The organism is Agromyces excoecariae, assembly GCF_051715505.1.
Classification (GTDB): Bacteria; Actinomycetota; Actinomycetes; order Actinomycetales; family Microbacteriaceae; genus Agromyces.
Genome location: NZ_JBPSLA010000015.1, coordinates 70701 through 90527 on the forward strand (window position 1 = coordinate 70701; position 19827 = coordinate 90527).

Sequence of the window (19827 nt, forward strand, 5' to 3'; positions counted from 1 at the left end):
GTCATCACCCGGCGAGCCTCCAGTAGTAGACCTCGGCACCGGGGTGCTCCCGGGTGATCGCGACGTCGACGTCGCGGTACTCGCTGTCCTTGGTGTGGCCGGCGAAGAAGATGCGCACCTCGCCGTCTCCGCGCTCGATGCGCGTCACGATGCCCGTGTGGTCGCGGTCGCCCGAGCCGTCCCAGTCGAACTGGACGATATCGCCCAGCTGCACCTGGTCGCGGTCGGCGTCGTCGAGCGGTGTCGCGAGCTCGGGGTGGTCGGCGAGCCAGTCGTGCATCGCGGTCGAGCTCCGCCACGACGCGGTCGAGGCGTACGGGTCACCGCCGTGCCTCCACTCGGCGGTCTGCGACCACCCGCGCGCCACCAGCGCCTGACTGGCGAAGTTGACGCAATCGTTGCCTTCCAGCACGCCCCACTCCTCGACGTTGTAGTCCGACCAGTATGCGAGGGCGTAGTCGAGTTGCGCCACCACGTCGGGATCGCTGGTCTCGTCGGCGACGAGGTCGGGATCGGCGCCGAGTTCCGCGAGGTCCGAACCGGACTCGTCGTCGGCGGACTCGCCGTCGTCGGCATCGGCGTGTCCGCTGCGAGTCGGCGACGCGGAGTCGGCCGAGGCGACCTGCGGGGGCAGCGGGGGGATGCCGCCGCATCCGGTCAGGCAGAGGATGCCGAAGGCGGCCACGCCGAGAAGGGTCGCCACGGCGCGGGGGCGTGGCGTTCGGGTTCGTGGCACCGCATCACGCTAACCGCGGCGGCTCGGAGGACGCCGGGAGCGGGCTGCGTGCGAGCGGTGCGTCTCCGGTGCCGCAGGTGCGAGCCCGGTCGCGTCCCCGACGGTCACGTCCAGGTCACGATCGCATCGAAATGAGAGCGCTCTCTTGACATGTGCACTGACGACTGCCTAGCATCGGGAACCGCATCGTGAGAGCGCTCTCACCGGAAATCGGATCGCGCTCGAACGACGCGCCCGCAATCCGATTCCACGCACACAAGGGAGTGACCGTGATGCTTTCACGACGCACCAAGGCGATCGCCGCCCTCGCCGGCGCCGCATCGTTCGCCCTCATCGCCACCGGCTGCGCCGCGGGCGACGACACCGCCTCCGACGACGGCGGACCGATCGAGCTGACCGTCGCCACGTTCAACAACTTCGGCTACACGGACGAGCTCCTCCAGGAGTACATGGACGAGCACCCGAACGTGACCATCGTCCACAACGTCGCCGCCGAGTCCGGCGACGCCCGCGCCAACTACTTCCAGAAGCTCGGGAAGGGCGGCCTGGCCGACATCGAGGCGGTCGAGATCGACTGGTTCGCCGAGGCCATGCAGTACTCCGACCTGCTCGCCGAGGCGCCCGACAGCGTCAAGGGCCGCTGGCTCGACTGGAAGGAGGCCGCCGCAACCGACGCCGACGGCCGCCTGATCGGCTTCGGGACCGACATCGGCCCGCAGGGCATCTGCTACCGCTCCGACCTCTTCGAGTCCGCCGGCCTCCCGAGCGACCGCGAGTCGGTCGCCGAGCTGTTCGACGGCGACTGGGAGCACTTCCTCGACGTCGCCGACCAGTACCGCGAGGCCACCGGCAAGCCCATGATCGACTCGGCGAACTCGGTGCTCCAGGGCATCGTCAACCAGATCGAGTACACCTACACCGAGCCCGACGGCACCGTGATCGCGACCGAGAACCCCGAGATCGCCGACGCCTACGAGCTCGTCACCGAGCGCGCCATCCCGAACTCGGCGTACTCCGGCCAGTGGTCGGACGACTGGTTCGCCTCGATGGCCAACGGCGAGTTCGCCACGATGCTCTGCCCGGGCTGGATGCTCGGCGTCATCTCCGGCTCCGCCGCCGACGTCTCCGGCTGGGACGTCGCGGACGTCTTCCCGAACGGCGGCGGCAACTGGGGCGGTTCGTACCTGACCGTCCCGGCCGACGGCGAGAACGTCGAGGCCGCCCTCGAGCTCGCGGACTGGCTGACCAGCCCCGAGACCCAGATGAAGGCCTTCGCGAACGCGGGCACCTTCCCGAGCCAGCTCGATGCCCTCGAGGGCGAGGAGCTCGCGAGCGCCACCAACGAGTACTTCAACGACGCCCCCACGGGTGAGATCCTCTCCAGCCGCGCCGCGGCGGTGACGGTCGCCCCCTACAAGGACGCCGACTACTTCAAGTACCACGACGCGCTCCAGAACGCGGTCAACCGGGCCTTCGACGGCTCCGAGGACGCCGCCTCCTCCTGGAACACCTGGGTCGCCGAGGTCGAGGCCTTCTAAGGCCGAGACGGGGTGCGGGCCCCGACCGGCCCGCACCCCGCTCCCCCGACGCATCCACGCACCTGATTCGGAGCCATCGTGACCTCGACGCAAACGCGACCGCCCGCACCGGCGGCCGAGCCGCCCCACGCCGAGCCCGCAGCCCGCCCGGTCCGGGTGCTCGGCTTCCGCCAGCACCTCAGCCGGTGGGACCTGAAGTTCTCCCCGTACCTCTACATCTCGCCGTTCTTCATCATGTTCGCCATCGTGGGCCTGTTCCCGATCGGCTACACGGCGGTCATCTCGCTCATGGACTGGGACCTGGTCCGCAACTCCGGCGAGTTCATCGGCCTCGACCAGTACGTCTGGATCCTGCAGAACCCGCAGTTCTGGACGGCGCTGCGCAACACCTTCAGCATCTTCCTGCTCTCGAGCGTCCCGCAGCTCATCGTCGCGATCTTCATCGCGGCCATGCTCGACCGCAACATCCGCGCCAAGACCTTCTGGCGCATGAGCGTGCTCGTGCCGTTCGTCATGGCGCCGGTCGCGGTCGCCCTGATCTTCAGCAACATGTTCGGCGACGTCCACGGCCTCGTGAACGGCGTCCTCACCGACCTCGGCCTGCCCGCCGTCCCCTGGCACAAGGATCCGTTCTGGAGCCACGTCGCCATCGCCACGATGGTCAACTTCCGGTGGACGGGCTACAACACGCTGATCCTGCTCGCCGCGATGCAGGCGATCCCGCGCGACTACTACGAGGCGGCCACCGTCGACGGCGCCGGAGCCATCCGCCAGTTCACCAGCATCACGCTGCCCTCGCTCAAGGCGACCCTCATCTTCGTGATCATCACCTCGACGATCGGCGGCCTGCAGATCTTCGACGAGCCCCGGATGTTCGACAACACCGGCGAGGGCGGTCCCGCCCAGCAGTGGCTCACGATCACGCTGTTCCTCTACAACATCGGCTGGGGCGAGTGGAACTTCGGCCGCGCGGCCGCGCTCGCGTGGATCCTCTTCCTCATCATCCTCGTGATCGGCCTGATCAACCTGGCCGTGACCAGAGCACTCGTCCGAGACGAGGGCACCCGCGCCCCGAAGGCCGGCAAGAAGCAGAAGGGAGTGCGCGCATGAGCTCCCTGAACTCCCCCGCCGCACTGTCCATCGTCGAGTCCAGCATCCCCGAGACCCCGCAGCGCAAGCGCAACCGCACGACCCGCATCAAGGGCCGTCGGGCGGGCGTCTGGGTGTACGCCGGCCTCGGCGTGGTGTTCATCGCCTCGCTGTTCCCGTTCTACTGGTCGTTCCTGATCGGCTCGGGCGACTCGTCGACCATCAACGATCCGAACTTCTCGTGGCTGCCCGGCGGCAACTTCCTCGCGAACGCGCAGACGGTGGTGACCGACCCGGCCGTGAACTTCTGGCCGGCGCTCTGGAACTCCATCTACAGCTCGGCGCTGATCGCGGCGGCCGTCGTCGTCACGTCGACGCTCGCCGGGTGGGCGTTCGCCAAGCTCCGCTTCCCGGGCTCGAAGCCCCTGCTGGTGTTCGTGGTCGCCACCATGGCCGTGCCCATGCAGCTCGGCGTCGTGCCGCTCTACATCCTGTTCTCCGACCTCGGCTGGACCGGCCAGATCGGCGCGATCATCATCCCGGCCATCACGAGCGCATTCGGCGTGTTCTGGATGACGCAGTACCTCCGGCAGTCGGTGCCCGACGAGCTCATCGAGGCCGCCCGCGTCGACGGCGCCTCGATGCTCCGCACCTTCTGGACCATCGGCGTCGTCGCCGCCCGTCCCGCGGCCGCGATGCTCGGGCTCTTCACCTTCGTCACGGCCTGGAACAACTTCTTCTGGCCGTTCATCGTGCTCGACCGCAGCGACCCGACACTGCCCGTCGCGCTCTCGCTCCTGCAGTCCAACCACTTCGTGGACTACTCGATCGTGCTCGCGGGCGTGCTGCTGTCGACCATTCCCCTCCTCCTGCTGTTCGTCGTCGCCGGCAAGCAGCTCGTCTCAGGAATCATGCAAGGAGCCGTCAAGGGATGACCACCATCCAGCACACCACTGCGGCGACGACGGATGTCGCAGCCGCCCCCGCACCGGCGACGCTCCGCCGCTTCCCCGAGGGCTTCCTCCTCGGCGCCGCCGCCGCCGCGTACCAGATCGAGGGCGCCGCCCACGAGGACGGCCGCACCGACTCGATCTGGGACGCCTTCAGCCGCGTGCCCGGCGCGGTCGTCAACGCCGACAACGGCGACGTCGCCTGCGACCACTACCACCGCTACCGCGACGACGTCGCACTCATGCGCGAGCTCGGGCTCGACACCTACCGGTTCTCGACCTCGTGGTCGCGAGTCCATCCCGACGGCGGCCCCGTCAACGCGAAGGGCGTCGACTTCTACTCGCGCCTCGTCGACGAACTGCTCGAGCAGGGCATCCTGCCCTGGCTCACGCTCTACCACTGGGACCTCCCGCAGGCCCTCGAGGAGCAGGGCGGCTGGGCGAACCGCGACACCGCGTTCCGCTTCCGCGACTACGCGCTCACCATGCACGACGCCCTCGGCGACCGCGTGAAGGTGTGGACGACGCTCAACGAGCCGTGGTGCTCGTCGTTCCTCAGCTACACGGCCGGCGCGCACGCGCCCGGACGGCAGGACGTCGAGGCGGGCCTCCGCGCGGCGCACCACCTCCTGCTCGGCCACGGCCTCGCGGTGCAGGCGCTCCGCGAGCGCGATGCGTCGCTCGAGCTCGGCATCACGCTGAACCTCACCGTCGCGAAGCCCGTCGACCCGTCGCGCCCCGGCGACGTCGACGCCGCACGCCGCATCGACGGCCAGTTCAACCGAGTCTTCCTCGACCCGATCTTCCGCGGCCACTACGCCGGCGACCTGCTGGCGGACGTCGGCCACCTCGGCCTGCGCGACGCGATCCGGCCCGGCGACCTCGAGGTCATCGCGTCGCCGATCGACGCGCTCGGCGTGAACTACTACCACGGCGAGTCCGTGAGCGATCAGCCTGCGGCGCAGCCGCTCGAGGGACAGGCGCCGACCGACCGGCCCACCCGTTCGCCGTACCCCGCCGCCGACGGCGTGCACTTCCACCCGCAGGGCCTTCCGCAGACCGGCATGGGCTGGGAGGTGCAGCCCGACGGCCTGCGCGAGCTCCTCGGGCGGGTCCACCGCGAGTACTCCGGCCCGGCCGGCGTGCGCCTGTACGTCACCGAGAACGGCGCGGCGTACGACGACGAGGTGGCGACGGATGGCGTGGTGCACGACGCCGAGCGCACGGAGTTCCTGCTCGGCCACCTCGACGCGGTCCTCGACGCGATCGACGAGGGCACGCCCGTGCACGGCTACTTCTACTGGTCGATCCTCGACAACTTCGAGTGGGCGTGGGGGTACGACAAGCGCTTCGGCCTCGTCCGCGTCGACTACGAGACCCAGGAGCGCACGGTCAAGGACAGCGGCCTCGCATACCAGCGGGTCATCCGCGACCGCGGCGTGGCGGCGGCATCCGCTCGCTGAACGCATCGACGAACGCGCCCCGGACCGACGCCGCATGACCACCGCCGCATGAACACCGCAAATAGACTGACCAGCATGCAGGGGGCAACCGGAACCGGGGCGCGTTCATCTGCGCCGACCCTCGAGATGGTCGCGCGCGAGGCGAACGTGTCGCGGGCCACCGTCAGCCGCGTCGTGAACGGTTCGCCCAAGGTGTCGCCCGAGGTGGTCCGGGTCGTCAACGCGGCGATCGCGAAGCTCAACTACGTGCCGAACCGGGCCGCGCGATCGCTCGCCAGCCGGACGTCGGGCGCCATCGCGCTCGTCGTGCCGGAGGACACGCGGATGTTCTTCGGCGATCCGTACTTCGCCGCCATCGTGCAGGGCATCACCCGCAGGCTCGACGACAGCGAGTACCTGCTCAACCTGCTGCTGTCGACGAGCGATCCGAACCGGAAGACCGTGCGCTACCTGCGCTCCGGCGTCGTCGACGGCGCCCTCGTCGTGTCGCACCACGAGGGCGACCACCAGCTCCACGAGGCCGCGCACGAGATGCCCATCGTGTTCGGCGGCCGGCCGCCGAACATCACCGAGACCGACATCTTCGTCGACGTCGACAACCTCGAGGGCGGGATGACCGCGACCGAGCGGCTCATCGCGGTCGGGCGCAAGCGCATCGGCACGATCACGGGACCGCTCGACATGCCCGCCGCCGTCGACCGTCTCGAGGGATTCCGGCGTTCCATGGCGACCGCCGGCCTGCCTGCCGACGCGGTGGAGAGCGCCGACTTCACGGTCGCGGGTGCGGTCGCCGCGACGCGGCGCCTGCTCGACCGCGCGCCCGATGTCGACGCGATCTTCGTGGCGAGCGACCTCATGGCCACGGGTGCGCTCGCGGTCCTGCGCGAGCGCGGCCGGCACGTGCCCGAGGACGTCGCCGTGATCGGGTACGACGACAGCCCCGCCGCGACCTCGTCGGCGATCCCGCTCACCACGGTGCATCAACCGTCGGAGGAGATGGGCTACCTGATGGCCGACCTGCTCCTGCGACTCCTCGCGGGCGAGGACGTGCCGCACCGCAACATCATGCCGACGCGCCTCGTGCGCCGGGCCTCGGCATAGGGCCGTCGCGGCGCGTCAGGCGTCGAAGCGGATGCCGGCGGCATCCCCGAACCGGCGGCGCATGACCTCGATCGCGTCGGCGTGCTCGTCGACGAGGACGAAGCGGCGCCCGAGCGATCGCGCGACCGCGCCCGTCGTACCGGAGCCCGCGAAGGCGTCGAGCACCCAGTCGCCCGGCCGGCTCGACGCCTGCACGATGCGCCGCAGGATGCCCTCGGGCTTCTGGGTCGGGTACCCCGTCTTCTCCCTGCCCGTCGGGGAGACGATGGTGTGCCACCAGACATCCGTCGGGAGCTTGCCGCGCGCGGCCTTCTCGGGCGTGACGAGCCCCGGCGCCATGTACGGCTCGCGATCGACCGCCTCGGAGTCGAAGAAGTACGCCTCGGGGTCCTTCACGTACACGAGGATCGTGTCGTGCTTGGTCGGCCAGCGCCGCTTCGACTTCGCACCGTAGTCGTACGCCCAGATCAGCTCGTTGAGGAAGCACTCGCGCCCGAACAGCGCGTCGAGCAGCACCTTCGCGTAGTGCGCCTCGCGGTAGTCCAGGTGCAGGTAGAGCGTGCCGTCGTCGGCGAGCAGCCGCCACGCCTCGACGAGCCTCGGCTCGAGGAAGCCCCAGTAGTCGTCGAACCGGTCGTCGTAGCGGAGCAGGTCGCCGCGGATCCGCTCGTAGCGGTTGCCGGAGAAGCCGGTGACCGCGAGGCGCCGGGTCTGCGCCGAGTCGGCGCCCGGGGCGGGGTCGGCGACGGATGACGCGGCACGGCCGTGCGCACCCGCCGTCGCTCGACCGGCATCGGTGACGGATGCCGCGTCGGCGGCCGCATCCGTCACGCCCTGCCGCACGTGGCGCAGCGACTGGCGCGCCTGCGATCGGCCCGTGTTGAACGGCGGGTCGAGGTAGACGAGCGTGAACCGGCCGTCGGGGAGCGAACGCAGCACGTCGAGGTTGTCGGCGTGGATGACGCGGTCGGGCTCGTCGTCGGACACCGCTCAAGTCTGCCAGCGCGCCCGGCCGCCGACGCTCCCCGCGGCCGTTCAGTGCACGTGCACGTGCTCGTCCGCTCCCCGTGCCCCGGCGGCGACGGGGTCGTCGCCGGTGAATCCGCCGGACGCGTCCGCGACGCCGCCCGCCGAGTGCACCACGCGACCGCCGACCATGGTCAGCTCGGCGTGCTCGCCCAGCAGCCCGGCCGGGTCGTGCGCGTGCTCGTACAGGTCGCCCGACCACACGACGAGGTCGGCGTCCATGCCCGGCGCGAGCCGGCCGCGGGTCGACTCGAGGTGCCAGGCGCGCGCGCCGTCGACCGTGTACGCCTCGAGCGCCCGGTCGAGGCCGACGCGCTCGGGCGCCGTCCACGCCGCCGAGCCGTCGAGCCCCGCGCGCGTCGCGGCGGAGTACAGCCCGACGAGCGGGTCCATCTCGCCGACCTGCCAGTCGCTCGAGAAGGCGACGGTCGCGCCCGACTCGATCAGGCTGCGGAAGCGCCACGCACGGTCCCAACGCTCCTCGCCGACGTTCTCCATCCACGTGCCGGCGACGAGGTCGGGCGAGCAGTGCCGCGGCTGCATCGCGGCCGTCACGCCGAGGGCGGCGAACCGCGGCAGGTCCGCGGGGTGCAGGCACTCGACGTGCACGATGCCGTGGCGGCGGTCGACCGTGCCGTTGGTGCGGGCCGCCTGCTCGATCGCGTCGAGCGCGAGGCGGATACCGCCGTCGCCGGTCGCGTGCGTGTGGGTCTGGAACCCCATGCGGTCGAGCTCGGTGATCACGCCCACGAGCTCCCGCCCGGCGTCGCCGGGATAGGAGGGCCGCCCGCGCACGCCGGGTCGGTTCGCGTAGTCCTCGAGCATGAGGGCGGTGTGCGGCTCGATGACGTCGTCGGCGTAGAGCTTCAGCGGCCCCAGTCGCAGGAGCCCGTCGGCGTCGGGTGCGGCGGCCGCCCGGTCGACGGCGCCGCGGAGTTCCGCGCGGAACGCGGCATCCGCCCCGACCGGATGGAACAGCGCCGCGATCACGCGCGAGGTCAGCACGCCCTCTGCGAGCGCGCGCTCGAAGAGCGGCAGCTCGGCCAGCGGCACCTGCGGCTCGACGACGGTCGTGATGCCGAGGGAGGTCGCCATCCGCATGCTGCCGCGAAGCTTCCGGTACCGCCGCTCCGGGGAGTACATCGGGATGTCTCGCTGCAGCGCGGCCAGGCCCGCGACCGTCATCGCGCTCGTGTAGAAGTCGGTCACCCAGCCGGTCGCCGTGCCGTCGGCGGCGCGCTCGGCCCGACCCCACGCGAGGTCGCCGCCGCCGGCGATGCCGAGGGCGCGGAGCGCGTTGGCGTCGAGCCAGACCGAGTGCTGGTCGTAGGTCGTGACGAACACGGGGCGGCCGAGCGGGTCGAGCCCGGCGAGGTCGTCGGCGTTCGGCCGCCGGCCCTCGACGATCGAGTAGACGGCGTTCTCGGCGCAGATCCACGCGAGGTCCGGCCGGCGGGCGGCGAACGTCGAGATGCGCCGCCGCACCTCGTCGAGCGTCGACGCCCCCTCCAGCGACACCGCGTCGTCGTCGAACCCGAGCAGCAGGTGGTTGTGGCTGTCGATCACGCCGGGCGTGACGAGCCGACCGGCGGCGTCGATCGTGCGGCTCGCGCGGGGTGCGTCGGCGGCGTCGCCCAGCCAGGCGATGCGGCCGTCGGCGACCCCCACGGCGCCCGCCCACGGGCCGCGCGGGTCGAAGGTGCGCACGCGCGCCCCGGTGATGAGGAGGTCGAGGCTCACTTCGCGGGCTCCCACTCGTCGTCCTCGGCCGCGAGCAGGTGCGCGGTGCCGGGGTTCCGGCGGAGGTACAGGCCGTAGTAGGCGAAGCCGGCGACGAGGATGCCGATCGCGATGCCGAGGCTGACCCACTGCGCCGGGTCGAGGATGCCGATGACGAAGATCGCCGCGATCGCGAGGAGCGAGACCACGGGTGCGAGCGGGTACAGCGGCATCCGGAAGCTGTCCGTCACGTCCTCGCCGGCCCGGGCCGCGGCATCCGTCTGGCGCCGCACGACGAGCGCCGCGAGCGCGATGAAGCCGTAGCTGAACGCGAGGGTCGAGCCGGTGGCGTTGAGGAGCACGTCGAACGGGATGAAGCAGGCGGCGAGGGCGAGCACGCCCATTACGACGGTGGCCGCGACCGGCATGCGCGTGGCGGGCGAGATCGTGGCGAGCGGCCGGGCGACGCGCTCGGGGAGCGCCCGGTCGCGGGCGGCGGCGAAGAGCAGTCGGCCCGACTGGAGCGCGATCGCGATGATGGCGTTGACGATGGCGAGCGCGACGGCGACGAGCACGACGATCGTGACCGCGTCGCCGGATCGTGCGGAGAGGAAGGTCTCGACCGGCAGCGCTGCGCCGAAGAGGTCCTCGAGGGAGTCGGCGCCGAGCAGGACGGCGGTGAGCGGCACGAGCTCGGCGAGCACGGTGATGACGGCGCTCCAGATCACGGCGCGGGCGATCGAGCGGCGGGCGTTGCGCGTCTCCTCGGCGAAGTAGATCGCCCCGCCGTAGCCGTTGTACGAGAAGATGCCCTGCGTGATCGCCAGCACGAGCCCGGCGATGCCGAGCGGGGCGAGCCCGCCGGTGGCGGCGTCGAGCGCCTGCGGGTCGAGGAGGTCGGTGATCGGTCGCTCGACGTGCACGAGGCCGAGCACGGCGAGGAGCGCCAGGGCGGCCATCTCGACGACGAGGAAGGCACCCGTGACCCACGCGTTCGCCCGGATGTTGAAGCATGCGGTGACCGTGGCGAGCGCGATGACGACGATGGCCGTCCACAGCGGGTCGAGGCCGGCGATCGCGACGCCGAGGTAATCGGCCACGCCGAGCGCGAAGATCGCGATGATGAGCGGCAGCGTGACGAGGCTGATGAGGAACACCGCGGAGCCGGACGCCGGCCCGAGCACGCGGCTCACGAGCGAGTAGTCGCCGCCCGCGATCGGATGCCGCGAGCCGAGCTCGGCGTAGCAGTACGCGATGAGCAGGCTGATCACGCCGGCGAGCGCGAAGCCCCAGAACACGCCCGTGCCGTACGTGGCGAGGGCGGCGCCGCCGAGGATGAAGACGCTCGAGGCCGGCGAGATGCCGGACAGCGTGATGAGCACGTTGCCGCCGACGCCGAGCGAGCGCGAGAGCGTCGCGCCGTGCGTCGTCGTGGCGGCGGTGTCGAGGGTGGGCGGTGTGGTCATGTCGGTCTCTCTTCGTCGGGAGCACGTCGTGTTCCGGGGGCGATGACGCTGGTCATCCAGTTATTTGACACTTGCGTCAATGAACTCGACGAGTGTGGCAGGGCGATCCGCTAGTGTCAAGGAATGGCTCGACCGCGCAACCAGCGGGCCCGCCGCGACGCGCTCATCCAGGCGACGTACGACGCCGGTCACCGGCACGGGCTCCGGTCCCTCTCGCTCACCGACGTCGCCGCGCAGGCGGGGCTCACGCGCGGCGCGATCCTCTACTACTACGAGGACCTCGACGCGCTCCTCGTCGAGGCGCACGCCGCCGGCATCGAGCGGTTCTGCGACGCCCGCGACGCGCGCATCGCCGAGCTCGACGACCCTCGCGAGCAGCTCGCCGCCGCCATCGAGGGCGGGCTGCCGAGCGGGCCCGACGACGCGCTCATGAGCCTGCTCTACGAGTTCGACGTGCTGGCGGGGAAGTCGGCGCTCCACGACGAGCTCGTGCAGAAGCTCTACCTCCGCCAGCTCGACACGTACCGCCGGATCTTCCGGGCCGGCCGCGAGGCCGGGGCGTTCGCGCCGCGGCTCGACGGCGACCAGCTCGCCATGACCTTCGTCGCGCTCGAGGACGCCTACGGCCTGCACATCGTCGGCGGCAACGCGCTCATGACCGTCGCGACGGCGTCGGCCGCGATGCGCGCGGTCGCGGCCGACCTCGGCTGCCCGGCCGTCCCGACCGAGGCCGGCGCGACCGTTCGGTGACCGGCGCACGAGTCCGCCGGTCGAAGGTCCCGGCCGACCGCGACCGGCTCGCCCTACGCTGATCGCGCGGCGATGAACGCTCGGCGGCGCCGAGTCGGGGAGCGATGGGGAACGGGACGATGCGCGCGTTGGTGGTGTACGAGACGATCTGGGGCAACACCAGGGCCCTGGCCGAGGCGGCGGCCGAGGGGCTGCGCGGCAGCGCAGGCGTCGAGCGGGTCGACCTCGTGGCCGCGACCGAGGCTCCGGCGGCGATCGATCCCGAGATCGACCTCGTGGTCGTCGGAGGACCGACGCACGCGTTCTCGATGTCGACCGCGTCGACCAGGGACAACGCACGACAGCAGGGTGCGACCGAGATCCCCGCCCGGGGGATCCGCGAGTGGATCGACGAACTCGCGCCGCCGTCCTCGGCGGTCGCCGTCGCGACGTTCGACACGCGGACCGTCAAGCCGCGCCTGCCCGGCTCGGCCGCGAAGAAGGCGATGAAGGCGCTCGTCGCGAAGGGCTTCCGGCCGGTCGACGCGCCGAAGACCTTCGGCGTGCACGGCTACTCGGGCCCGATCGCCGACGGCGAGGTCGAGCGGGCGCGGGAGTGGGGCGCGACGCTCACCGACGCCTAGCGGCGCCGCGAGCGCGCGGCATCAGCGGGTCGATCCGTGCGTGCCGACCTGCGCGGCCGCGTCGGGCCGGCGGCGCTCAGCGCTCGACGTCGAGACGGATGCGGCCGCGGAACCGGTCGGGATCGTCGTCGTCGGCGTCGGCCGCCGCGAAGGCGATGCCCTTGTCTCCGTCGCCCGGAACGGGCGCGGGAACGGGGAGCCGCGCCTGCCGATCGACCTCGACCTGGGCCTCGTACTTGCGCGGCGCGAAGACCTCGTCGCCGATCATCATGACCGGGGAACCGCTGGGCTTGCCCGTCTTGGTCTTGTCGGACAGGTCGATCCACCCCTTGCGCGTGGCGAACAGGCCGAACGCGATCACCGCGCCGGCGATGATCAGGATCAGCCACCAGTCCACCCGGCGATTGTAGACGCCCTGACTCCGCCTCACGTTCAGGCCTTCCACAGCCAGGGGCCCGCGAGGCGTCAGGGCACGCGCTGCAGCCAGTCCTCCGTGGCGAACTTCGAGGCGACGAGCGCCTCGGCCTCGGCGAGCTCATCGGCCGTGACCGACCCCGACGCCGCACCGTACAGCCCGGCGAACGTCTCCTTCAGTCGCTCGATGATCTCGGCACGCGACAGCCCGGTCTGCGACCGCAACGGGTCGACCCGCTTCGCCGCCGACGCGATGCCCTTGTCGCTGATCTTCTCGCGGCCGATGCGCAGCACCTCGAGCATCCTGGCGTTGTCGAGGTCGTACGCCATCGTCACGTGGTGCAGCACGCCGCCGGACCCGAGTCGCTTCTGCGCGGCGCCGCCGATCTTGCCGGCCGGGCTCGCGATGTCGTTGAGCGGCTGGTAGGTCGCCTCGATGCCGAGCGAGCGCAGCCCCTGCAGCACCCAGTCGTCGAGGAACGCATAGGAGTCGGCGAAGCTCATGCCCTGCACGAGCTCGGCCGGCACGTACAGCGAGTACGTGACGACGTTGCCCTTCTCCATCATCATCGCGCCGCCGCCGGAGATGCGACGCACCACGTCGAAGCCGTAGCGCGCCGCGCCATCCGGGTCGACCTCGTTCTTCACCGACTGGAACGACCCGATCACGACGGCCGACTCGTCCCATTCCCAGAACCGCAGGGTCGGCTTGCGCCGGCCCTCGCCGACGCGCGTCGCGAGCACCTCATCGAGCGCGAGGTGCACCCGCGGCGGCACGGCCGGGTCGTGCACGATCTCCCACTCGTAGTCCGACCAGGTCGTGGCATCCGTGATCGCGCGGCGGACCGCCACGGCGATCGCCTCGGCCGAGAACCCGAGCATCACGGCGTCGGGACGCAGCCCCTTCGTGATCGCGGCCGCGACCTGCTTGGCATCGGACGCCGCGGGCAGCCCGTCGAGCGCCCGGTTCAGGTCGCCCAGCGCCTCGTCGGGTTCGAGGAAGAAGTCGCCCGCGACGCGTGCGTTCCGGATCGCCCCGTCGACGACGTCGAAGTCGACGACCACGAGCTTGCCGCCGGGGACCTTGTACTCACCGTGCATGCCCCCAAGCCTACGGATGCCGCGGGGCCGCGCACCCCGGGCGTAGGCTCGGCCACGGAGCATCCGTTCGGCAGCGAGGGGGACGCCGCGATGACCACCCTGTACCTGGCACGGCACGGCGAGACCGTGTGGCACGGCGAGCACCGCTACGCGGGCTCGACCGACATCGACCTCACCGCGAACGGGCTCTCCCAGGCCGACCAGCTCGCGGAGTGGGCGTCGCGCGCGCGGCTCTCGGCGGTCGTGTCCTCGACGCTCGCGCGGGCGCAGGCGAGCGCCGAGCCCGCCGCCGCGGCGGCCCACCTCGAACTGCGCACCGACCCGAGGCTCGTCGAGATCGACTTCGGCGACGGCGAGGGCCTCGCTCCCCGCGAACTGGCGGAGCGGATGCCCGACGCCTGGGCGTCGTTCGGCCGGAATCCCGCACGCAGCCCGCTGCCCGGGGGCGAATCGGGCCTCGACGGCATCGCGCGCGCCGAACCTGCGCTGCGCGAGCTCGTCGAGGAGTTCGGCATCGGCGACGCGACCGTCGGCGGCTCGGCGGACTCGCGCCGCGGCCGGCGCGTGCTCGTCGTGTTCCACGGCACGCTGCTCCGGCTCCTGCTGTGCGAGTGGCTGGGCATCGACCCCGACCGCTATCGCGACCTGTTCCCCGAGGTCGCGAACTGCGCGCTGACCGAGGTCCGGTTCGAACGCGTCGACGGGCGGGTGCAGCCGCGCCTCATCGGGTTCAACGTTCCGGCGCTGCGCTGACGTACGAGATCCGGATGCCGCCTTCAGCGGCGCGGCATCCGTCGTCGTCGCTCAGTCGACCGCGAAGCGTTCGTCGAGCCAGCGGATGAGGTCGCCGCGGACCTCCTCCTGGTTCGTCTCGTTGAAGATCTCGTGGCGGGCGCCGTCGTAGACGGTGAGGGTGACGTCGGCGAGCCGGCCCCGCGAGGCGTAGGCGTTCGCGAGCTTCAGCGCGCTCTTCTCGCCGCCGAGCGAGTCGTCGGAGCCGACCATGATGAGCAGCGGGAGCTCCTCGGGGAGGTTCCGCCCCGGGCGGCCGAGCAGGCGGGCGGCCTCGATCAGCCCGAACAGCTCCTGCAACGGCACCGCCGTCGTGTACGGGTCGGCGACGAACGCCTCCGCGACCGCCGGATCGCGGGAGAGCCATTCGAGGCCGGTGGTCCCGAGGTGCCGATGGCGCCGGTTCAGGTCGCCCGAGTTCATGTGGATCGGCGTGCGATACGCCGTTCCGGTGAGCACCACCGCATCCCAGTCGTGCGGGTGCCGTTCGAGCAGGATCTGCGCCATCAGCGAGCCCCACGAGTGCCCGAGGAGCACGAGCGGCACCTCGTCGCCCTCGGTCTCGCGGATGACGCCGGTGAAGAGGTGCACGTCGTGGATCGCCGCGCGCAGTCCGCCCGGACCGAGCCTGCCCATCCGGTCGAGGTCGCCGCCGTGCTGCTCGAACCCGGTCTGCCCGTGGCCCCGGTGATCGTCGGCCCAGACCGAGTAGCCGGCGGAGTTCAGCGCCTCCACGAGGGCGCCGTAGCGCCCGATGTGCTCGCCGACGCCGTGCACGAGCTGGACGACCGCGATCGGGTCGGGCACTCGCCAGGACTCGTAGTGGATTCGCACGCCCTGCGGGTCGGTGAACGTCGGCATGCGCTCATCCTCGCAGGCCCGGACGACCGACCGTCAGGACTCGCGCGTCACCTCGACCGACACGAAGAGCGCCGACGACGACGGGCCGGCGTACACCCCGCGGAGCGGGGCCACGTCGGTGTAGTCGCGGCCCCGACCCACGAGCACGTGCAATTCGCCGACCTCCGCGAGGTTCGTCGGGTCGTACCCGCGCCAGGTTCCGGCGAACCACTCGACCCAGGCGTGCGACTCCCCCGTGACGGTGACGCCGACGGGCGCGTCGCGGTCGGGGTGCAGGTAGCCCGATGCGTACCTCGCCGGGATGCCGACCGAGCGCAGCGCGCCGACCGCGAGATGCGCGATGTCCTGGCAGACGCCCTTGCGCTCGGCCCACGCCTCGCGCGCGGTCGAGTTCACGGCCGTCACGCCCGTGACGTACTCCACCGCGTCGCCGATCGCCCGGCTGATCTCGAGCGCGGTCTCGCCGACGGGCATGCCCTCTGCCGCGATCTCCGCGGCGAGCGCGGCGACCTCGGGCGGCGGCTCCGTGGCATCCGTCTGCGTCGTGTACTCGGTGAACGGCACGCTCGACGCGCGGATCTCGGCGAGCTGGTCCCAGGTGGGCTCCGGCCCGCGGCCGGGCAGGGGCCGCACCTCGACGACGCTCGTGGCGGTGACCGAGAGCTCGCGGTGCGGGGTCAGCACCTCGAAGGTCGAGACGCGGGTGCCCCAGTAGTCGAGGTAGGCGTGCTGGGTCGCACCCGGCCGGATGTCGAGGCTCGCGTGCAGCACGAACTGCTCGCCGCCGGAGTGCGGGAGCATCCGCGCCTCGTTGTACGACGCCGTGGCCTCTTCGGCGTAGGCGAACCCGGTGCGGTGGACGATGCGGAGCCGACTCACGAGACCTCCCCGATCCAGACCGGCACGACGCTCGTCGGGAAGTAGCGCTGCCGTATGGCGTCGCTCGCCGCCGAGACGACCTCCTGGACGCGTTCCATGTTGCCGGCCAGGTCGAACAGGATGTCGCCGATCGGCCGGTACTCGAGCTCGGAGCGGATCTGGCCGAGCAGGCGCTGCGCCTGATCGGTCACGCCGACGCGACCCGCACGCGGGTCGATCTCGCGGAGCGACTCCTCGGCGCGGATCACGCTCGAGATGATCGAGCGCGGGAACAGCCGGTCGAGCAGCAGGAACTCCGCCGCCGAGAGCGTCGACGGCACGCCGCGGTAGCTCCGGAGGTAGGCCTCGTACCCGCCGCAGCTGCGCAGGATCGTCGTCCAGCTCGGGCCGCTCGCCTCGGTGAGCGATCGCGTCGAGAGGAGGCGCGCGGTCATGTCGGCGCGCTCGATCGACCGGCCGAGGCTGAAGAAGTGCCACGCCTCGTCGCGGCTCGACGCCGAGTCGACGACGCCGATCGCGAGCGCCGCGCGATCGCGGACCCATCGGAAGAACTCGTGCGTCTTGTCGGATGCCACGTGCCGCGGCATCCGCGCGTACGTGTGGTTCAGCGCCTCCCACAGCTCGGTCGACACGATCTCGCGCGCACGGCGCGCGTTCTCCCGGGCCGCGGTCACCGAGTGGGCGATGGATGCCGGATGGTGCGGGTCGACCGCGAGGAGCGCGATCACGTCGGACGGGCCGAGCGCGACGTCTTCATTGGGCTCGCTGCCCATGACCGCGAGCAGCGCGCGGCATGCGGAGTCCTCGTCGATCCACGGGTCCTCGAGCAGGAGCTGCAGGTGCACGTCGAGGATGCGGGCGGTGCCGTCGCTCCGCTCGATGTAGCGGCCGATCCAGAAGAGGCTCTCGGCGATGCGGCTCAGCATGACGGCACCTCCGGTCGGGCGTTCGGGAGCGGTGGGCCCTCCCGCTGCATTCGCTGTCGTTGCTGCTGTTGCTGCTGTTGCTGCTGTTGCTGCTGCTGGCGGACCGGCGCGTCCTCGTCCTGCGGCGAGGACTCGGGCCGGTGGCCGCGGTGATGCGCGGCCTGCTCGACCTCTGCGATCGGGCTGGTCGCCGTCGCCGTCGCGTTCGCGATGCCCGTCGCGGTGGTGGGCGCTCCGGCGATGCCGGTCGCCTGATCGGCGACGATCGTGCCGACGCGCCCGCCGGCGCCGTGGGCCGAGCCGAACCCCTCCGGGCGCGGACTCGGCACGAGCCCCGCGATGGGGCCGGTCGTGACGGAGTCGTCGAGCACCCACGTGTCCTTCGATCCGCCGCCCTGGCTGGAGTTCACGACGAGCTGCCCTTCGGGCAGGGCCACGCGCGTGAGTCCGCCGGGGAGCACCCAGACGTCCTCGCCGTCGTTCACCGCGAATGGCCGCAGGTCGGCGTGCCGAGGGCGCATGCCGTCCTCCACGAGGGTCGGGAGCGTCGAGAGCTGCACGACGGGCTGGGCGATCCAGCCGCGCGGGTCCTTCAGCAGTCGGCCGCGCAGTTCCGCGAGCGTCGACTTCGAGGCATCCGGACCGACCACCAGGCCCTTGCCGCCCGACCCGTCGACGGGCTTCACGACCAACTCGTCGAGTCGATCGAGCACCTCGGCGAGCGCGTCGGGCTCCTCGAGCCGCCACGTGTCGACGTTCGGCAGGATCGGCTCCTCGTCGAGGTAGTACCTGATGAGGTCGGGCACGTAGGTGTAGACGAGCTTGTCGTCGGCGACGCCGTTGCCGACGGCGTTCGCGATCGTGACGTGGCCGAGCCGTGCGGCGAGCATGAGCCCCGGCGCGCCGAGCACCGAGTCGGGGCGGAACTGCTGCGGGTCGAGGAACTCGTCGTCGACGCGGCGGTAGATGACGTCGACGCGCGTCGGACCCGCCGTGGTCCGCATCCAGACGCGGCCGCCCGAGCAGAACAGGTCGCGGCCCTCGACGAGCTCGACGCCCATCAGCCGGGCGAGCAGCGTGTGCTCGTAGTAGGCCGAGTTGTAGACGCCAGGGGTGAGCACGACGACGGTCGGGTCGTCGACGCCCTCGGGCGCGCTGGCGCGCAGCGCCTGGAGCAGCCGGTTGGGATAGTCGCCGACCGGGCGGACCCGCATCGACGTGAACAGCTCGGGGAGGGTCTGCGCCATGACGCGCCGATTCGAGATGACGTAGCTGACGCCGCTCGGCACGCGGACGTTGTCCTCGAGGACCCGCCAGTCGCCGAGCTCGTCGCGGATCACGTCGATGCCCGCGACGTGGATGCGCACGCCGTTCGCGCTCTCGATCCCGGCGGCCTGTCGGTGGAAGTGCGTCGACGAGCTGATCAGCGCGGCGGGGATCACGCCGTCGCGCACGACGTCCTGCCGGCCGTAGACGTCGCCGAGGAAGCGCTCGAGCGCGCGCACCCGCTGGGCGACGCCCGCCTCCACCACGTTCCACTCGCCCGCCCCGATGACCCGTGGAACGGCGTCGAGCGGGAACGGCCGCTCCTCCCCGGCGAAGTCGAACGTGACGCCCTGCGCGAGGTAACTGCTCGCGAGCGCGTCGGTGCGGCCACGCAGCTCGTCCTGGGTCATCCGCGCGAGCGCGGGGTAGAGCTCGCGGTACGGCTCGCGGACGGTCACGGCGTCGGCCGGGAACATCTCGTCCCACGGTCGGGCACGATTGCGCCTGCGCGACCGCGTCGTCGCATACCCGTCGAAGAGGCTTCCCATGCGCCTACGCTTCCAGCCCGGTGTTTCAGGCCGGTTACCGACACGCGTCGGGCGCGAATCGGCCTCGGATCGACCGGGAATCATTAGGCACGCTAATTTGTTATGCTAACGATGTGACCGACTCCCTCGCCCCGGCTCCTGCCCGCGCCCGCCGCGCGCCCCTCGCCGAGCAGAGCACCGAACTGCGCCTCGCGGTCATGCGCCTGGCCCGCCGCATCCGCCAGGAACGGGCCGACGCCGAGCTGAGCGCAACCCAGTACTCGGCCCTCGCCTGGACCGCGAGCGAGGGTCCGCTCACGCCGGGCCGGCTCGCCGAGCTCGAGCGGGTCACTCCCCCGTCCATGAACCGCACGGTGAACTGCCTCGTCGAGTCGGGGCTGCTCGTGCGCGAGAGCTCGCCCGACGACGGCCGCAAGGTGCTGCTCCGCACGACCGACGAGGGCGAGGCCATCGTGCGCGAGACCCGACGTCGCCGCGACGCCTGGCTCGCCAAGCGGTTCGCCACCCTCTCCCCCGACGAGCGCGACACGCTCGCCGCCGCCACCGACATCCTCAGGAGGCTCACCGACCAGTGAGATC

19 protein-coding genes are annotated in these 19827 nt (G+C 71.6%); 9 read left to right on the top strand and 10 right to left on the bottom strand.

Going from position 1 to position 19827, the window contains the following annotated elements; translation table 11 throughout:
* Nucleotides 1-4 precede the first annotated feature (4 nt).
* Nucleotides 5-736 carry an amidase domain-containing protein gene (locus tag ACSJD1_RS15120; RefSeq protein WP_438856106.1) on the bottom strand — a complete coding sequence of 244 codons (732 nt, stop codon included), beginning with the start codon at nucleotides 734-736 and terminating at the stop codon, nucleotides 5-7.
* 272 nt (nucleotides 737-1008) lie between these two features.
* On the opposite strand from ACSJD1_RS15120, the gene ACSJD1_RS15125 reads away from it, so the two are divergent.
* The 5 genes from ACSJD1_RS15125 (at nucleotide 1009) to ACSJD1_RS15145 (ending at nucleotide 6877) form a co-directional block, all read left to right on the top strand.
* A complete protein-coding gene (locus tag ACSJD1_RS15125; protein ID WP_438856239.1) occupies nucleotides 1009-2274 on the top strand; it encodes an ABC transporter substrate-binding protein in 1266 nt (421 codons plus the stop codon).
* Between the two features lie 75 nt (nucleotides 2275-2349).
* Nucleotides 2350-3384: a carbohydrate ABC transporter permease gene (locus ACSJD1_RS15130; RefSeq protein ID WP_438856240.1), complete on the top strand. Its 1035-nt coding sequence runs from the start codon at nucleotides 2350-2352 to the stop codon at nucleotides 3382-3384.
* Nucleotides 3381-4298 carry a carbohydrate ABC transporter permease gene (locus ACSJD1_RS15135; RefSeq protein ID WP_438856107.1) on the top strand — a complete coding sequence of 306 codons (918 nt, stop codon included), beginning with the start codon at nucleotides 3381-3383 and terminating at the stop codon, nucleotides 4296-4298. The genes ACSJD1_RS15130 and ACSJD1_RS15135 overlap by 4 nt, the downstream gene beginning before the upstream one ends.
* On the top strand, nucleotides 4295-5776 hold the full coding sequence (locus ACSJD1_RS15140) for a GH1 family beta-glucosidase (RefSeq protein WP_438856108.1): 1482 nt from the start codon (nucleotides 4295-4297) through the stop codon (nucleotides 5774-5776). Before ACSJD1_RS15135 ends, ACSJD1_RS15140 begins: the two co-directional genes overlap by 4 nt.
* Before the next feature lie 75 nt (nucleotides 5777-5851).
* Nucleotides 5852-6877 carry a LacI family DNA-binding transcriptional regulator gene (locus tag ACSJD1_RS15145; RefSeq protein ID WP_438856109.1) on the top strand — a complete coding sequence of 342 codons (1026 nt, stop codon included), beginning with the start codon at nucleotides 5852-5854 and terminating at the stop codon, nucleotides 6875-6877.
* 15 nt (nucleotides 6878-6892) lie between these two features.
* Here the strand turns inward: ACSJD1_RS15145 and ACSJD1_RS15150 are convergent, their stop codons facing one another.
* Genes ACSJD1_RS15150 through ACSJD1_RS15160 form a run of 3 tightly spaced genes read right to left on the bottom strand, consistent with a single transcriptional unit; the run spans nucleotide 6893 to nucleotide 11088 of the window.
* Nucleotides 6893-7864, bottom strand: coding sequence for a DNA-methyltransferase (locus ACSJD1_RS15150; RefSeq protein WP_438856110.1), 972 nt, complete (start codon nucleotides 7862-7864; stop codon nucleotides 6893-6895).
* 48 nt (nucleotides 7865-7912) lie between these two features.
* Nucleotides 7913-9643 (bottom strand): amidohydrolase, encoded by a 1731-nt coding sequence (locus tag ACSJD1_RS15155; RefSeq protein ID WP_438856111.1) that lies wholly within the window; start codon nucleotides 9641-9643, stop codon nucleotides 7913-7915.
* Entirely contained in the window at nucleotides 9640-11088 is a 1449-nt protein-coding gene (locus ACSJD1_RS15160; RefSeq protein WP_438856112.1) for an APC family permease, read from the bottom strand. The genes ACSJD1_RS15155 and ACSJD1_RS15160 overlap by 4 nt, the downstream gene beginning before the upstream one ends.
* A gap of 123 nt (nucleotides 11089-11211) precedes the next feature.
* On the opposite strand from ACSJD1_RS15160, the gene ACSJD1_RS15165 reads away from it, so the two are divergent.
* Entirely contained in the window at nucleotides 11212-11838 is a 627-nt protein-coding gene (locus ACSJD1_RS15165; RefSeq protein ID WP_438856113.1) for a TetR/AcrR family transcriptional regulator, read from the top strand.
* A gap of 119 nt (nucleotides 11839-11957) precedes the next feature.
* Nucleotides 11958-12461 (top strand): flavodoxin family protein, encoded by a 504-nt coding sequence (locus ACSJD1_RS15170; RefSeq protein ID WP_438856114.1) that lies wholly within the window; start codon nucleotides 11958-11960, stop codon nucleotides 12459-12461.
* Nucleotides 12462-12537: 76 nt separating this feature from the next.
* Here the strand turns inward: ACSJD1_RS15170 and ACSJD1_RS15175 are convergent, their stop codons facing one another.
* Nucleotides 12538-12858, bottom strand: a complete 321-nt coding sequence (locus ACSJD1_RS15175) for a hypothetical protein (RefSeq protein WP_438856115.1) — start codon at nucleotides 12856-12858, stop codon at nucleotides 12538-12540.
* Nucleotides 12859-12926: 68 nt separating this feature from the next.
* The gene (locus tag ACSJD1_RS15180; protein WP_438856116.1) at nucleotides 12927-13976 is read right to left on the bottom strand and encodes a lipoate--protein ligase family protein; all 1050 of its coding nucleotides are present in this window, start codon (nucleotides 13974-13976) and stop codon (nucleotides 12927-12929) included.
* Between the two features lie 90 nt (nucleotides 13977-14066).
* Here ACSJD1_RS15180 and ACSJD1_RS15185 point away from each other — a divergent pair, with 90 nt between their 5' ends.
* On the top strand, nucleotides 14067-14729 hold the full coding sequence (locus ACSJD1_RS15185; RefSeq protein ID WP_438856117.1) for a histidine phosphatase family protein: 663 nt from the start codon (nucleotides 14067-14069) through the stop codon (nucleotides 14727-14729).
* A 51-nt stretch (nucleotides 14730-14780) separates the two neighbouring features.
* Here the strand turns inward: ACSJD1_RS15185 and ACSJD1_RS15190 are convergent, their stop codons facing one another.
* From ACSJD1_RS15190 to ACSJD1_RS15205, 4 genes are read right to left on the bottom strand one after another with little or no spacing between them, the layout of a single operon-like run.
* Nucleotides 14781-15629 carry an alpha/beta fold hydrolase gene (locus ACSJD1_RS15190; RefSeq protein WP_438856118.1) on the bottom strand — a complete coding sequence of 283 codons (849 nt, stop codon included), beginning with the start codon at nucleotides 15627-15629 and terminating at the stop codon, nucleotides 14781-14783.
* Nucleotides 15630-15662: 33 nt separating this feature from the next.
* A complete protein-coding gene (locus tag ACSJD1_RS15195; RefSeq protein ID WP_438856119.1) occupies nucleotides 15663-16508 on the bottom strand; it encodes a transglutaminase family protein in 846 nt (281 codons plus the stop codon).
* Complete coding sequence (locus ACSJD1_RS15200) at nucleotides 16505-17434, bottom strand: alpha-E domain-containing protein (RefSeq protein WP_438856120.1); 930 nt, start codon at nucleotides 17432-17434, stop codon at nucleotides 16505-16507. Before ACSJD1_RS15200 ends, ACSJD1_RS15195 begins: the two co-directional genes overlap by 4 nt.
* Complete coding sequence (locus ACSJD1_RS15205; RefSeq protein ID WP_438856121.1) at nucleotides 17428-19248, bottom strand: circularly permuted type 2 ATP-grasp protein; 1821 nt, start codon at nucleotides 19246-19248, stop codon at nucleotides 17428-17430. The genes ACSJD1_RS15200 and ACSJD1_RS15205 overlap by 7 nt, the downstream gene beginning before the upstream one ends.
* Before the next feature lie 113 nt (nucleotides 19249-19361).
* Between ACSJD1_RS15205 and ACSJD1_RS15210 the strand changes: the two genes are divergently transcribed.
* The gene (locus ACSJD1_RS15210; RefSeq protein ID WP_438856122.1) at nucleotides 19362-19823 is read left to right on the top strand and encodes a MarR family winged helix-turn-helix transcriptional regulator; all 462 of its coding nucleotides are present in this window, start codon (nucleotides 19362-19364) and stop codon (nucleotides 19821-19823) included.
* The last annotated feature ends 4 nt before the right edge of the window (nucleotides 19824-19827 follow it).

Excerpts from the sequence above, each read along its gene's own strand:
- ACSJD1_RS15125 (WP_438856239.1), top strand. The coding sequence starts at position 1,009 with ATGCTTTCACGACGCACCAAGGCGATCGCCGCCCTCGCCGGCGCCGCA.
- ACSJD1_RS15135 (WP_438856107.1), top strand. The coding sequence starts at position 3,381 with ATGAGCTCCCTGAACTCCCCCGCCGCACTGTCCATCGTCGAGTCCAGC.
- ACSJD1_RS15140 (WP_438856108.1), top strand. The coding sequence starts at position 4,295 with ATGACCACCATCCAGCACACCACTGCGGCGACGACGGATGTCGCAGCC.
- ACSJD1_RS15145 (WP_438856109.1), top strand. The coding sequence starts at position 5,852 with ATGCAGGGGGCAACCGGAACCGGGGCGCGTTCATCTGCGCCGACCCTC.
- ACSJD1_RS15160 (WP_438856112.1), bottom strand. The coding sequence starts at position 11,088 with ATGACCACACCGCCCACCCTCGACACCGCCGCCACGACGACGCACGGC.
- ACSJD1_RS15165 (WP_438856113.1), top strand. The coding sequence starts at position 11,212 with ATGGCTCGACCGCGCAACCAGCGGGCCCGCCGCGACGCGCTCATCCAG.
- ACSJD1_RS15170 (WP_438856114.1), top strand. The coding sequence starts at position 11,958 with ATGCGCGCGTTGGTGGTGTACGAGACGATCTGGGGCAACACCAGGGCC.
- ACSJD1_RS15180 (WP_438856116.1), bottom strand. The coding sequence starts at position 13,976 with ATGCACGGTGAGTACAAGGTCCCCGGCGGCAAGCTCGTGGTCGTCGAC.
- ACSJD1_RS15185 (WP_438856117.1), top strand. The coding sequence starts at position 14,067 with ATGACCACCCTGTACCTGGCACGGCACGGCGAGACCGTGTGGCACGGC.
- ACSJD1_RS15190 (WP_438856118.1), bottom strand. The coding sequence starts at position 15,629 with ATGCCGACGTTCACCGACCCGCAGGGCGTGCGAATCCACTACGAGTCC.
- ACSJD1_RS15200 (WP_438856120.1), bottom strand. The coding sequence starts at position 17,434 with ATGCTGAGCCGCATCGCCGAGAGCCTCTTCTGGATCGGCCGCTACATC.
- ACSJD1_RS15205 (WP_438856121.1), bottom strand. The coding sequence starts at position 19,248 with ATGGGAAGCCTCTTCGACGGGTATGCGACGACGCGGTCGCGCAGGCGC.